This is a genomic window from Gemmata sp. SH-PL17, from assembly GCF_001610855.1.
Taxonomy (GTDB): domain Bacteria; phylum Planctomycetota; class Planctomycetia; order Gemmatales; family Gemmataceae; genus Gemmata; species Gemmata massiliana.
On the sequence record NZ_CP011271.1, the window covers coordinates 8,964,026 to 8,976,710 of the forward strand.

The 12,685-nt window shown below is 61.8% G+C and carries 11 protein-coding genes; 5 read left to right on the forward strand and 6 right to left on the reverse strand.

Features of this window, described 5'->3' with window-relative positions:
- Nucleotides 1-85: 85 nt before the first annotated feature.
- From VT84_RS37550 to VT84_RS37565, 4 genes are all read left to right on the forward strand, one after another.
- The gene (locus VT84_RS37550; protein WP_052549473.1) at nucleotides 86-340 is read left to right on the forward strand and encodes a hypothetical protein; all 255 of its coding nucleotides are present in this window, start codon (nucleotides 86-88) and stop codon (nucleotides 338-340) included.
- A 13-nt stretch (nucleotides 341-353) separates the two neighbouring features.
- Entirely contained in the window at nucleotides 354-1,640 is a 1,287-nt protein-coding gene (locus VT84_RS37555; RefSeq protein WP_082843157.1) for a CynX/NimT family MFS transporter, read from the forward strand.
- Nucleotides 1,640-2,722 carry an ArsI/CadI family heavy metal resistance metalloenzyme gene (locus VT84_RS37560; RefSeq protein WP_052549469.1) on the forward strand — a complete coding sequence of 361 codons (1,083 nt, stop codon included), beginning with the start codon at nucleotides 1,640-1,642 and terminating at the stop codon, nucleotides 2,720-2,722. The genes VT84_RS37555 and VT84_RS37560 overlap by 1 nt, the downstream gene beginning before the upstream one ends.
- Before the next feature lie 88 nt (nucleotides 2,723-2,810).
- Complete coding sequence (locus tag VT84_RS37565; RefSeq protein ID WP_052549467.1) at nucleotides 2,811-3,821, forward strand: ArsI/CadI family heavy metal resistance metalloenzyme; 1,011 nt, start codon at nucleotides 2,811-2,813, stop codon at nucleotides 3,819-3,821.
- 14 nt (nucleotides 3,822-3,835) lie between these two features.
- Here VT84_RS37565 and VT84_RS37570 read toward each other — a convergent pair whose 3' ends face one another.
- The 5 genes from VT84_RS37570 to VT84_RS37585 all read right to left on the reverse strand — a co-directional run bounded on the left by VT84_RS37570 (nucleotide 3,836) and on the right by VT84_RS37585 (nucleotide 8,574).
- Nucleotides 3,836-4,627 (reverse strand): ABC transporter permease subunit, encoded by a 792-nt coding sequence (locus VT84_RS37570; RefSeq protein ID WP_052549466.1) that lies wholly within the window; start codon nucleotides 4,625-4,627, stop codon nucleotides 3,836-3,838.
- 56 nt (nucleotides 4,628-4,683) lie between these two features.
- Nucleotides 4,684-5,610 (reverse strand): ABC transporter ATP-binding protein, encoded by a 927-nt coding sequence (locus VT84_RS37575; protein ID WP_162271971.1) that lies wholly within the window; start codon nucleotides 5,608-5,610, stop codon nucleotides 4,684-4,686.
- The gene (locus VT84_RS39850; protein ID WP_162271972.1) at nucleotides 5,607-6,896 is read right to left on the reverse strand and encodes an ABC transporter permease; all 1,290 of its coding nucleotides are present in this window, start codon (nucleotides 6,894-6,896) and stop codon (nucleotides 5,607-5,609) included. The genes VT84_RS37575 and VT84_RS39850 overlap by 4 nt, the downstream gene beginning before the upstream one ends.
- 129 nt (nucleotides 6,897-7,025) lie before the next feature.
- Nucleotides 7,026-7,604: a hypothetical protein gene (locus VT84_RS39370; protein ID WP_157470290.1), complete on the reverse strand. Its 579-nt coding sequence runs from the start codon at nucleotides 7,602-7,604 to the stop codon at nucleotides 7,026-7,028.
- A 64-nt stretch (nucleotides 7,605-7,668) separates the two neighbouring features.
- Nucleotides 7,669-8,574: an ATP-binding cassette domain-containing protein gene (locus VT84_RS37585; protein WP_052549462.1), complete on the reverse strand. Its 906-nt coding sequence runs from the start codon at nucleotides 8,572-8,574 to the stop codon at nucleotides 7,669-7,671.
- Between the two features lie 688 nt (nucleotides 8,575-9,262).
- Between VT84_RS37585 and VT84_RS37590 the strand changes: the two genes are divergently transcribed.
- Nucleotides 9,263-11,098 carry a sigma-70 family RNA polymerase sigma factor gene (locus tag VT84_RS37590; RefSeq protein ID WP_052549460.1) on the forward strand — a complete coding sequence of 612 codons (1,836 nt, stop codon included), beginning with the start codon at nucleotides 9,263-9,265 and terminating at the stop codon, nucleotides 11,096-11,098.
- A gap of 65 nt (nucleotides 11,099-11,163) precedes the next feature.
- Here VT84_RS37590 and VT84_RS37595 read toward each other — a convergent pair whose 3' ends face one another.
- On the reverse strand, nucleotides 11,164-12,594 hold the full coding sequence (locus VT84_RS37595) for an Nramp family divalent metal transporter (protein WP_157470293.1): 1,431 nt from the start codon (nucleotides 12,592-12,594) through the stop codon (nucleotides 11,164-11,166).
- Between the last annotated feature and the right edge of the window lie 91 nt (nucleotides 12,595-12,685).

Genomic DNA, 12,685 nt, shown 5'->3' on the forward strand with positions numbered 1-12,685 from the left:
GCGCACTCGCGATTGGTCGAGCGGTGCCCTCGAATACTTGACGCGCCTGTAGCGTCACATAGTCACGATGCATGCCCTTCTCTCATTGCGTAGCCACAGAGTCATCGCGCGAACGGACGAGCAGGGGAACTATGCGCTCACCACTTACGCCGAGGGTGACGGGGCACCTGCGGGCGATTACATCATCACGATCACCTGGCCCGTGCCGAAGAAAACACCGTTCGAGCCAGAGGGCGGGGATCAACTCGCGGGTAAACTGGCCAAACCGGAGAGGTCACCGCACAAGTTCACGGTGAGCAAACAGTCGGACCAGGAAGTGCCCGTCATCACGCTGCCTTGACCCGTGGAGTCGCATGAGTTCGGAAGTCGCATCCCCCTCTACGCGATCGTGGGTCGCCGGATTGCCGTTCTACTACGGGTGGGTCAACGTGGGGATCGCGGCCGTCGCGATGTCGGCCACGCTGCCGGGTCGTACTTACGGTTTGGGACTGATTAAAGAACCACTTCGCGCTGAACTCGGTATCAGTGATTTGCGGTTCAACGTCATCAATTTCTGGGCCATCGTCGTAGGTGCGGTGTGCGTCATTCCTATTGGTCGGGCCATCGATAAATTCGGCACGCGGCTCGTTCTTGGTGGCTTGGGTGCGGCACTTGGCGCGTGCGTGCTTCTCATGAGTCGTGCGGCGAACGAGGTGGAACTTGCAGTCGCGCTCATACTGGTTCGTGGATTGGGTCAGGGGGCACTTTCGGTCGTGGCGATCGCGCTCGTCGGGAAGTGGTTCCGTCGACGCGCCGGCGCGGCGATGGGGGCGTTCACGCTGTTACTCGCCGTCGGGTTCGTGGCACCGATTTTCATCGTAGAAGCGAGTGTGAAGTCGGTCGGTTGGCGCGCGGCGTGGGAGGGCGTGGGGCTGGCGCTTCTACTGGGACTCGTTCCGCTTGGCTTGTTGTTCGCGCGGAGTTCGCCCGAAGCGTGCGGGGTGCCTCCCGATGAGCCGGCACTTGAGACGCAAGGGGCCGCGTCCATGACAGTATGGGCCGCACTCGCGACACCTTCGTTCTGGGTGTACACTTCTGCGGCGACCGTTTTTAACCTGATCTTTTCCGCACTGACACTCGACAACGAACTGCTCTTGCAGGAACATGGTTTAGACGGGAAACAGGCCAACGGTTTGGTGCTCGGGGTGCTGATGGTCAGCGGGCTACCGGCAAATGTCATCGCGGGTGCGCTCGCGCGCCACCGACCGCTAGGGAAGTTACTCGGCGCGGGTGTCGCGATCTTGGCCGCGTCGCTGTTGATCTTCCCGCTGGTAACGACACTCGTGGGAGCGGCCGTTTACGCTACACTGCTCGGCGCTTCGGGTGGTATCATTACGGTCATCTACTTTGCCGTGTACGGTCACACCTACGGGCGCGCCCACTTGGGTAGCATTCAGGCAACGGTACAGGTATTGTCGGTGTTCGCGTCCGCGAGCGGACCGGTTCTGCTTTCCTTCGTTCGCGAACAGAACAGCGGAACCGCACTGTTCTTTTACAGTTTTGCCGGGATCGCTCTGGTGCTTGCTGTAGCCGCGTGGGTGGTTCATCCGCCGGCTCGACTGATACCAGCGCCGGAGCGAGAGTCCGAAGAGGTTTGGTGATGTCGTCCCTGACAGTGATCGAAGAGCCGGTTAAGTTTCACATGTCGCTTAACGTGCCCGACCTCGTGCGGGCAGTGGAGTTCTACACGCTCCTCTTCGGTCTGAAGCCCGCAAAGCACCACGCCGACTACGCCAAATTTGAACTCGAAGACCCGCCCGTTATCTTCTCGCTCGCCCCGCACCCGCCCGGTCCCGGTGCCTCCCTCAGTCACATCGGCCTCCGCGTCGGGTCCGACGAGACGATCCAGCACTACCGCAAACGACTTGAAGCGGCCGGCGTCTGCACGCAGGCCCAGGACGGCACGGTGTGCGGCTACGCGAAGCAGAACAAGTTGTGGGTGACGGACCCGTTCGGCAACTTCTGGGAAATCTACCGCGTTGAAGAAGACGTGCTCCCGGAAATGGTTCGCAAGAGCTTCGAGGGCAAAGTGGCCCGCGCGGATGCCGAGAGCGGTGCGAAGACCCGACCGGAAGCTGTGTGGGAACACTTTGTCACCAACGGTTTGCCCGAACGCATTCCGCACAAGGGTAACTCGCTCGACGAGGTTCGGCTCGTCGGGACTTTTAACGCCGAACTGACCGACGCTCAACGCGCGGCCCTGCTGAAAGAAGTCGCCCGCGTGCTGAAACCGGGTGGGAAGATCCTCACGCACGGACTGATGGGCGACAAGCCCTTCCCCGGCGCTCCGCCGAAACTACCCGGGTTGGCCGCAATGGTCGCTTACGTTCCGGCTCAAACGGAGCCGATCAACGTGCTGCGCCGCGCGGGATTCGTCGGCGCGCAAGTGGTGAAGTTCACCGAAAAAGCGTGGTTCGTCGCCGACGGCGTCGAGCTACGAGAGGTCAAGTTCGTCGCGTGGAAACCGGCGTCTCCCAAAAACGCAAGCGAGACGAAACAGGTGCTCTACAAAGGGCCATTCGCCCGCGCGACCGCCGACGGTGGGCACGTCTTCGAGCGCGGAAAGCGCGTGAGCGTGCCGGTCGCGGTGTGGGAGCAACTCCGACTCGGTCCCATCGCCGAGCAGTTCTTGTTCTTTGAGCCGAACACAGGAGCCGGGTGCTCAAGTACGCGACCGACCTGAGTCGGTTGACGAGATTGAGGCCCGTTCTTATCCTTCGTTCTCAATTGCACCGGCTCGCACCGGTCGCACGCCCAAGACGGAGCAACCAATGTCCGCAACGATCGATGCCGCACCAACCACCGCAACGCGCTTCCACGTGGGGTTGCACGTCGCGGACCTGACGCGCTCGGTGCGGTTCTATCGCACGCTGCTGGGCACGGCGCCGGCGAAGCACTTCGACGACTACGCGAAGTTCGACGTCGCCGTTCCGCCGCTCGTGCTCGCGCTCTACCCGAGTCCGCAACAGCCCGGCGGGGCGCTCAACCACATTGGCCTCCGGTTTCCCGATTCGGCGGCTCTCGTTGGCGTGCAGCGCCGGCTCGAAGAGGCCGGGATCGCGACGCAGCGGCAAGAGGGCGTGGAGTGCTGCTACTCGCGGCAGACGAAGTTCTGGGTGACCGATCCGGACCGGACGTTGTGGGAGATTTACACCCTCCACGAAGACATCGACCACTCCGGGTTCGACGACCCGCCCGCGCCGCTCGAACAGCCCGCACAAGCTGTGTGGCAGCACCGTCTCACGGACCAAGTGCCGGACCGCATCCCGCACAAGGACAACTCACTCGACGAAGTTCTACTCGAAGGCACATTCAACGCGCTCGTATCACCCGAGCGCCTGGCCAAGCTCCTCGTTGACGCGCACCGTGCGCTTCGGCCGGGCGGCAAGCTCTCGATCCACGGGTTGGTGAGTGACAAGCCGTTCCCGGGCACGCCGAAACTGCCGGGGCTGGCGTCAATGGTTCAGCGCGTGCCGGTGGAAACGGAACCCCTCGGTCTGTTGCTCCGCGCTGGATTCGGCGGCCTCTTCTACGAGAAGCTCGGCGACATCCACTGTTTCACTGTGAACGGCGTCGAACTCCGCGAACTTCGGTTGCAAGGCTGGAAGGCCGGTACTGCGGCCCCCGGACCGTGTGCGGTTGTGTACAAGGGGCCGTTCGAGCAAGTGTCGTGTGAGTGCGGTTTGGTGTTTCGGCGCGCGGAGAAGGTCACCGTGTCCGCGATGGTCGCCGGCTGGCTTCGCTCCGGCCCCGCGGCCGAGCAGTTCGCGTTCCTGTCCTGAGCAGAATCAGCGTCTCAATCGCTGCCCGGCGTCTTCACTCGGAACTCGCTGCGTGCGAACCACAGGGCCGACACCAACGAAACGGCGGCCCCGAAGCCGAGCAACCCCAACGCACATGTACTCGACGACGGAAGCTTGTCTAACTCCGTCATACCCCAAGCATCCTGGCACCGGCGCAACTGCTCCGTGGGCAAGTCCAGCCACCGGAGTGACAGCGTGCGGACGTAGTACACCACTGTGAGCGAGCGCCCCACGAAGTCGAGGTTCGCCAGTATGCCCTCGACTGCCACGATGTAAGCGATCCCGCCTATCAGTGCCCGTCGCGTGACCAGTCCCAGGAACCCGAACAGCACGCAGTAGCCGACTTGGGCCAGTGTCGCGACCGCGATCACCCCACCCGCACGCGGTAGGGCTTCGCTCCAGAATTGGGGCGTGCCCGCGTAGATCGATGTGTAGAGGGCCAGTACCGCCATTGCGACTAGTAGCGCGGTCATGCACATCGTCGCGAGCAGCTTCGTGAGGAACAGTTCCCAGCGCGGGATCGACCGTAGTAGCAGGTACGTCAGAGTTTGTTCTTCGACCTCGTCCGACACCACGCCGGCCGTGTACAGCAGAGCCGTGAGTGGAGCCAACCCGTGCGGCAAAAGCGTGAGAACGAGCGCGAATTCCAGTGCGTCGGTCGGCGCTGGGTGCGGGAGCGAGCGGAGCAGTACCGCCAGCGCACACGGCAGCAAATACAAGAGGATGAGAACCAACAGCCGCCGGCCGTGCGTGTGCTGGCGCACCGTTAAATCGAACAGTGCCATCAGAGCGGATGTTTCAGTTGACAGTGAGCGGCGCGGGGGCCGAACTTCCGCTACGGTCATCGGTTCACCAGGTACTTAAACACGGCTTCGAGGTTATCGTCTTCCGAGTACACTTCGCGGAGTGACAGTCCGCCGGTCGCGGCCAACTCGGGCAGCCGCGCGTAGAAGGCGTCCGGTTGCCGCGTTTCGACCACAAGGCTCGATTCGCGCTCGATAAATTTGATCCCGTCCACATCGGCGCACGTGGCTAACTTGGCCGCGAGCGCGCGGTACTGTTCGCACACCAGCACGATGCGGTGCGGGTGCTTGTCGATCAGGTCGCGGATCTCGCGGACGTGCCCCTGCGCAACAAGTCGCCCCCGGTGCAGGAGTACGATACGCGGGGTAAGGGATTGGATCTCGTGCAACACGTGGCTCGATACCACCACGCTGCATCCGCTCGCACCGAGGCCGCGAACCACGTCGATGAGGTCGCGGCGGGCAACGGGATCGGTCCCGGTGAGTGGTTCGTCGAGGAACAGCACGCGCGGGTTGTGGACCATCGCTTGGGCCAGCTTTGTGCGCTGGCGCATCCCCTTCGAGTACCCGCGCACCCCGCGGTACATGTGCTCCGTCATCCCGACCATTTCCATCGCGCGGTTCGCGGCCTTGGTCGCGTCCCGGCGGCTCATTCCGCTCAGGCGGGCACAGGTGCGGACGAAGTCGTGCCCGGTCATCCATTCGTAGAAGGCGTCCTGTTCTGGGCACAGGCCGATGAGATGATTCAGCCCCGGGTTGTCCCAGACGTCCTGGCCGAACACGCGGACGGTGCCCTGGCTCGGTCGCAGTTGACCAGTGGCCAGTTGCAACAACGTCGATTTGCCGGCGCCGTTGGGACCGAGTAGGCCCGTAACGCCCGCCGGGACGTGCAGCGTCAGTTTGTTCAGGCCGATGACGTTCCCGTACCACTTGGAAACGCCGTCGAACTCGATGATCGGGGTCATTTGAGCCGGTCCAGGGACTTCACGCGGCGCGACAGTACGAACGCGGACATCAGGCACAAGCCGGTCAGCGCACCGGCCGACCAGTACCAGGGGAACTGCCAAACCATGCGCTCGGCCAGTCGCCGGTCGTTGGGTGGGCCACTCGGAACGGGGACGTTGCGCCCCTTTGCCAGTGGGCCGACGATTTGCCGCGGGCGCTCGAGCGTGCGGCCCAGCAGTTCCCATGCGCCGTCCGTTTCAAGCAGCCAGTCGCCCATACGATCCAGGTTGTTGGCGAACGAGAGCGTGGGGCGCCAGTCGCTGTAGCTGCGGGCGGCGCGGGCGCTTTCGGCCCGTGAGCCGGCGTCACTCATGGCGACCGACCAGTCGCGCATCCACCGTTCCTGGGTACGTTCTTCCGGACTCAGATCCGGGAGCTTCTGCGTATCTGGAGTGACTACGCGCCGCGTCGCAGTGGACCGCGAAATCGGGTACGGCCCGCGCATCTCGATACCCGTCGGCGGTGGGTGATCTTTGACCCACGCTTCAATATCCGCGCGGACGATCTCGCGCCGCTCGGTGTCGTTTTGAATACCCACGAGCGCCGAACTCAGCATGTGGCTCAGGAAGATGATCCCGGCCCAGGCGATCCCGACGTAAATCGAGCGCCGCGACAGCGACGACAGCGCCAGCATCAGCGTTCCGGACGCGATCGTGATGACCAACCCGTACAGTACGCCCGCCCACAGCAACCGGTGCGTGTCTCGAATGACACCCAAGTCGAGACTGAAGGCCACCCCCAACAGGTACGCGCCGACCGCGGGGATCACGACCGTCATGGCCAGGAAGAAGCCGATGACGCCGAGCTTACCCAGGAAGTAATCGACGCGCCGGAGCGGGCGCGAGAGGTACAGCGGGAGTGCGTTGAACCGGAGGTCGCGGCTCACGAGGTTCGGGCCGACGATCAGTACCAAGAACAGCGAACAGAGGAGTTCAGCCTTGAAGAAGTAGGCGTATGCGACCGTCCACATCGCGCCCCGGAAGTCACGCGGTTGCGCCACCATTTCTGGCGGGAGCAACCTCTGAAGGAGACTGATAACGGATTCGGCCTGCTGTTCGAGCAACCCCCAGAGCGTGAGCGCCGTGACCAGTGCCAGCGCGGGCATCCACGCGACGAAAAGCAGGAGCCGGACGAACCGATTCTGGAGCTGCGCGCGGACGCCGTGACGGGCCACCGCGAGCCAGCGCCAGCCGTGCCCCGAGAGTTGCCCCTGCCAGTGTTGGTAGCCCTGGTCGAAGATCGGCATAGTTACGTCCCGGCTGCTCCACAGGCGCGTATCGTCGGGTCGAAAGTCGTCGAGTCGAAGGTCACAAAGTCATGATGATCTGTTGAAACCACTGACGACTGTGGTGAAACAGAACGATCACAGTTTCACTCATTTCACCCCGATAAGAAATTCAGCGATTGGGCCATCGGGTTTCACTTCCATGCCCTTCGCCCTGTTAGTCACTACCTCTACCTTCTCGTAACTGACGGAAGAATGGAGCCCGAACCCAGTTGCAGTGAATTTCTTCCCCTTCTTGTCTCGGTTGATTGCTTCAATGGTGGTGTCTGCCGTGATCACCGCACCATCGACGGCCAATTTGCCTCGGAATGATTTCTTTGGCCAGAATTCATATTTGAGTAATCCTAACGCTACACTTACTTGTTCAATCTTTTTGGTATCCGGATTCTCGTGAATTAAGATTCCCAGCTCATCCCAGACAAAGATGGTGTTGGCTTTATTCAATACACGAGACGGTTCTCCAAGCAGTTCAACGACGGCACCACGATTCCCAGGTAAGGAGATTGCTTTGGTATTTATGGACAAAATTCCATTGTCCACATTCACAACTAATTTCTCCGGTTCGATAGGCTTAGCGAGGGGCTTCTCCGCTGATACGACATGCGCCACGAGCCCAAGAGAACATAATGTTACCGCTGCAATAACGTTGGCTGATCGCACGCCTCGCATGTGGCACCTTCACAGTTCGAGTGATGTATCCCTTGGCGAACACAAAGGGCCGACTGAACGAAACCTACCCTCCGACCGCTTCAAGGAACACGTCTTCGAGCGAGCTGCGGTGTGGGCGCAGGTGCCGAATTTGTTCACCCGTTTCCGCCGCGATCCGCCAGATTAGGTCCGTCGTTTGCCCTTCGGGTAGCTCGACACGCAGAGCGTCTTCGTAGGGTTTGGCGTCGCCACCCGCAGCCCGCAGACGCGCCAGGAACACGTCTCGATCACCCTTCACGCGCACGTCGAACGACCGCGGGTGTGCCTGTTTCATTTCCTGAATGTTGCCCTGGGCCAGAAGCGCCCCGCGTCCCATCACGACGACGTGATCGCACACGGCTTCGACATCCGGCAGCAGATGGCTCGAAAAGATCAGGCTCATCCCCTTGCCGTGCGAGAGATCGCGGGCCAGCTCGATCATTTCCTGTCGGCCGGCCGGGTCCATGCCGTTGGTGGGTTCGTCGAGTATGAGCAGCTTCGGATCGTGGACGATGGCGGCCGCAAGTTTGAGCCGCTGTTTCATGCCGGTGGAGTACGATTCGACCGGGCGGTAGCGGGCCTCGTCGAGTCCGATGTAGTTGAGGACTTCGTGTGCCCGTTGCATCGCGTCGCCGGGTGCCATTCCGCACAATTCACCGGCGTAGGACACGAATCCGACGCCGGGCACGGCCGGGAACAGGCACTCGTCCTCGGGCATGAACCCGACCCGCTGGCGGATGTCCAGCCGCTGCGTGTGGATGTTCAGCCCCAGGACTTCACCGCCGCCGGAATCGACGTTGATGAGGCCCAGGAGCGTTCGGATGAGGGTGGTTTTGCCCGCACCGTTGGGACCGAGTAGGCCCACAGCGCCGGGAGCGGCCTCGACCGTCAGCCCGCGCAGGGCCGTGACGGGGCCGTATGTTTTGGTGACGTTGCTCAATCGAAAGAGCATCGTTTTTCCTGAATGGAGCCGCGAGGTACACCGGGAATACGCTCGCGACCGATCGGCATTTTGACGTGAGGGCGTTTTTGCTCGAAAATTTCGGTCTGCCTCCCGCACAGTCACCACGCTGACATTTGCTAACAATTCGGGCCGGTTCGAGGGCTGTGATCCGCGGCTGCTGCTCTCATTTGCCTGAATTTCAAGCAGATGAGCCGCATTGGGCGATCGGAACACCCACGGCGACGGAGCGGCATTTGGCTAACAATCACCAACAGTACCCTCCAGAACACGTTTCTCAGCCTCCAGTGGAGTCACCGATCTACAGATTCGCAGGTCGTTGTGGTTGGTAGGTCGGGCTGTGCCCGACGCCTGCCAATCCGCGGCTATGCTGCGAGTTCCATACTGTCGGGCACAGCCCGACTACTATCCCCGCTGCGCAACTGAAACATCTGCGAATTGGTATCCACCGCAATCGATATCGTATGCTAGTGAACTAAATTTTACAACTGAATTTTCGATCTGTATTTATTGGGCGAGTTGTGAGGTGCTGCGGTACAGAATTCTTGCGGTTGGATTTGTTTTCGCAAATTTGGGAAAATCGTGTACGCGCTAAGGCCCCTTGAGGGAAAGGGAGGCGGTAACACACTCCCTACCCCGCATGAAAGCTCTCGCGACGCGAGGGCGGAGGGTTCCGCTCATGTCCGCACGCCTGCGAGCCTGGTTCCGAGCCGCTCCGGTCACGATCGTTTCCGCCGAAGTGAACGCGGACGACGGCGAACTCGTGCGCCGGTTCGCGGAAGCCCGCGATGAGGTCGCGTTCGCCGAACTGGTTCGGCGCCACGGGCCGATGGTGCTCGCCACGTGTCGGCGCGTTCTTCACCCCGACGTTCACACCGCGGACGACGCCTTCCAAGCGACATTCCTCGTGCTCGCGACTCGGGCCGCAACGGTGTCTCCACCGGAGCGCGTCGGGGCGTGGCTGTACGGGGTCGCGGTTCACGTAGCGAAGAAAGCACGAGCATGGGCGCGGAAGCTCGTTTCATCGGCCTCTGTCGATTTCACTCGCGTTCCGGTGCCCTCGGACGCGAGCGATCCGGACGTGATCGCGTTGCGGGCGAAGATCGACGACGTGCTCGCGGGGCTTCCTACCAAATACCGCTCCGCGATCGTCTTGTGCGATCTCGAACAGCGGTCGCGTGCGGAAGCCGCGGGGCTACTCGGGTGGAGCGAAGGGACACTCTCGGGCCGGCTCTCGCGTGCCCGGAAGCTGCTCGCCGATCGGCTCTCGCGTCGCGGTGTCGCGGTCTCGGCGGCGGGGTTGGGTGTGCTGTTACCGGCGTCGGCGGCTCTGGCAACTGTGCCAGCGCAACTGGCCGCGTCAACGTTCCGGTCCGCGGTACTCGTCGCGGTCGGGGTAACCGCCGGGGACGGGATTCCCGCGCCGGTGGCCGCCCTGGTTCAAGGGGTTCCCATGCACACCACTACGTTCAAACTGTTCGCGGCCGGGGTAACCGGCGTCGCGCTCGCGCTGGGTGCGTTTGGCCTTCACGCTCTCATCGCGGCCGATCCGCCTGTTCCCGCACAAACCACGGCTACGCCGCTTGCTGTACCCGCAGCGATAAAGGGATGGGGCACGAAATACACCTTCACCTATAAGAGTGCAATCACGGCCGTTGTGTTCGGCTTGGATCTCGTCGCGGCCGGTGACGCAGACGGGGCGCTGATTCTCTGGGACACGATGACTGGTAAGGAGTCGGAAACGTTGCTCGACGGGGCTGAGCTGGCTAGGCCGATCAATCACCTTCAGATTTCTCCGGACAGTGTCTGGCTGTACCTGATGACCAATGACAACGCGAACCGACACCAGGTTAGCGTTCCCAAGAAGGACCGGATCTTTCCCGGGACCGGTGGGAACGAGAACTTCAAGGCTTACGGTGTGACCGCGGACGGCGAATACTGGCTCCAGACCAGCGCCAGCGACGAGCACAAAAACCTGAGATTGCTCAAAAACAACTTCGCGAACAACGTGCTTACCAGCGAAAACGAGGGCACGTTCCGGCACAAGGAGAAAGTGGACTTGGCCGCGGCGGGTGAGGCGGACGTGGTCGCCACGATCTCCGATGGCGTGCTCCGGCGGTGGGATAAGGCGCAAGCTAAACCCCTCTGGGAAGAGAAGTTGGAAAAGTTCGAGGCGACGGTGTTGGTCGTGTGCCCGTCCAGCAAGGCGATTGCAGTCGGCGGGAAGAACGGTGAGGTTCGCGTTTATGCGGCACTCACCGGTAAGGTGCAGACCACATTGAAGGGACACAAGGACGCGGTGAACACGATCGCCTTTAGTGCTGATGGCAAACAGGTCGTCACCGGTGGTGCTGATAAGACCGCTCGCGTTTACGATGCCGAAACCGGTAAGGAGCGGACCGTGCTGAAGGGGCACACGGACGCGGTAACCACAGTGGCGTTCAATCCCGGAGGGGAGATGATCGTTACGGGGAGCAGTGACAAAACGGTCAAGGTGTGGGAGTTCAAGGAGTGATGCTGACGAATCTCGTGCGGAGGACGCCCGCTACTGGGCCAACCCTCCGCACAAGCACGGAGTTGCTACTCTCCCGATTTACCCACGATCACCACCCACGCTTTTTGCATCGTGTCCGGCAACCCGTAGAAATCTAACGCGGTGATAAGCAGGCAGGACGTCCACCCAACGGTGAGCAGGAACCAGCCGTTGCGGAACTTCCCCATTCGCTTCTTCGAGCTGGTGAAGTACAGCAGCGGGAACAGTGCCAGCGGTAACTGCATCGCCAGCACAACCTGACTTAGTACAAGCAGATCCGTAACGCTCCCGCTCCCGCGAATCCCAATGATGATGATCGCCGGAAGGATGGCGATCAGGCGCGTGATAATTCGCCGCACCCACGGGCGCAGGCGCCAGTGCATGAACCCTTCCATCACCACCTGTCCCGCCAGCGTTCCCGTAATGGTGCTGCTCTGACCGCTCGCGAGTAGTGCGACCGCGAACAGGACGCTCGCCGACGTTGCTCCCAGCAGAGGCGCGAGCGTCAGGTACGCGACGCGAATCCAGTCCGCATCATCGTCGAACGGGATGATTTCTCCGGTCGGCAATGCGACACTCTCTCGACCGTAAAACGTCGTGGCCGCGAGTACCAGAATGGACGCATTTACGAAGAACGCGAGCGACAGCGCCCCGACCGTATCAATGGTGTTGAACTTGATCGCCCGGCGGATCGTCGATTCGTCGAACCCGATTTGCCGCGTGCGGACCAGGGCCGAGTGCAAGTACAGGTTGTGCGGCATCACGGTCGCCCCGATGATGCCGATCGCCCCCACGATCATTCCTTCGCGGCGGAACCCCGGAGTGATGAGCGCGGCCCCCATTTCCAGGAAGTCCGGCGTTGTGTGCGGTAACACGAAGATTTCGACGAAGTAGCACCCGCCAATGGTGGCGACGAGTGCCAGGATGACGGCCTCGATGAAGCGCACTCCGAATCCCTGAAGTGCGAGGATCAGCAGCACGTCGAACGCGGTGATGAGCACCGCCCAGAACAGCGGGATGTGGAAGAGGAGGTTGAGCGCCACCGCGCTCCCGAGTACTTCGGCCAGATCACAGGCTCCGATCGCGATCTCGCACGCCAACCAGTTCGGCCACCGGGTCCACGCCGGGAAATAGTCGCGGCACGCTTGTGCCAAATCTTTTCCGGTGACGATCCCCAGGCGCGCGGAGCACACCTGCATGATGATCGCCATGAAACTCGACAGCGCGACGATCCACAGCAGGTCGAAGCGGTAGCTCGCACCGGCCTGGAGGTCCGTTCCCCAGTTGCCGGGGTCCATGTAGCCCACGCTCACGAGGAACGCCGGGCCAACGAACGCACGATACTGGCGCCAAAAGCTCGCATTTTCGGGCGGTATTGCGACGGTGCTGTTCAAGCCTTCCAGGGAGAGGGTGCCCGTGTCGGGTGGGGTAGAAGGTAGGTCGTTTCGCTCGTCCCCCAGGGCGTTCTCGGTACTCACTCGGACCTCCGAACGACTAACTTCTTATGTCGAATAGTTGAAGCTAATTTAACACTTAGGCTACGCGAAATCAATTCCGAAGTCGAGAGGA

Bases quoted from the DNA above. Each gene is read 5' to 3' on its own strand.
- VT84_RS37555 (WP_082843157.1), top strand. From the start codon at position 354: ATGAGTTCGGAAGTCGCATCCCCCTCTACGCGATCGTGGGTCGCCGGA.
- VT84_RS37560 (WP_052549469.1), top strand. From the start codon at position 1,640: ATGTCGTCCCTGACAGTGATCGAAGAGCCGGTTAAGTTTCACATGTCG.
- VT84_RS37565 (WP_052549467.1), top strand. From the start codon at position 2,811: ATGTCCGCAACGATCGATGCCGCACCAACCACCGCAACGCGCTTCCAC.
- VT84_RS37570 (WP_052549466.1), bottom strand. From the start codon at position 4,627: ATGGCACTGTTCGATTTAACGGTGCGCCAGCACACGCACGGCCGGCGG.
- VT84_RS37575 (WP_162271971.1), bottom strand. From the start codon at position 5,610: ATGACCCCGATCATCGAGTTCGACGGCGTTTCCAAGTGGTACGGGAAC.
- VT84_RS39850 (WP_162271972.1), bottom strand. From the start codon at position 6,896: ATGCCGATCTTCGACCAGGGCTACCAACACTGGCAGGGGCAACTCTCG.
- VT84_RS39370 (WP_157470290.1), bottom strand. From the start codon at position 7,604: ATGCGAGGCGTGCGATCAGCCAACGTTATTGCAGCGGTAACATTATGT.
- VT84_RS37585 (WP_052549462.1), bottom strand. From the start codon at position 8,574: ATGCTCTTTCGATTGAGCAACGTCACCAAAACATACGGCCCCGTCACG.
- VT84_RS37590 (WP_052549460.1), top strand. From the start codon at position 9,263: ATGTCCGCACGCCTGCGAGCCTGGTTCCGAGCCGCTCCGGTCACGATC.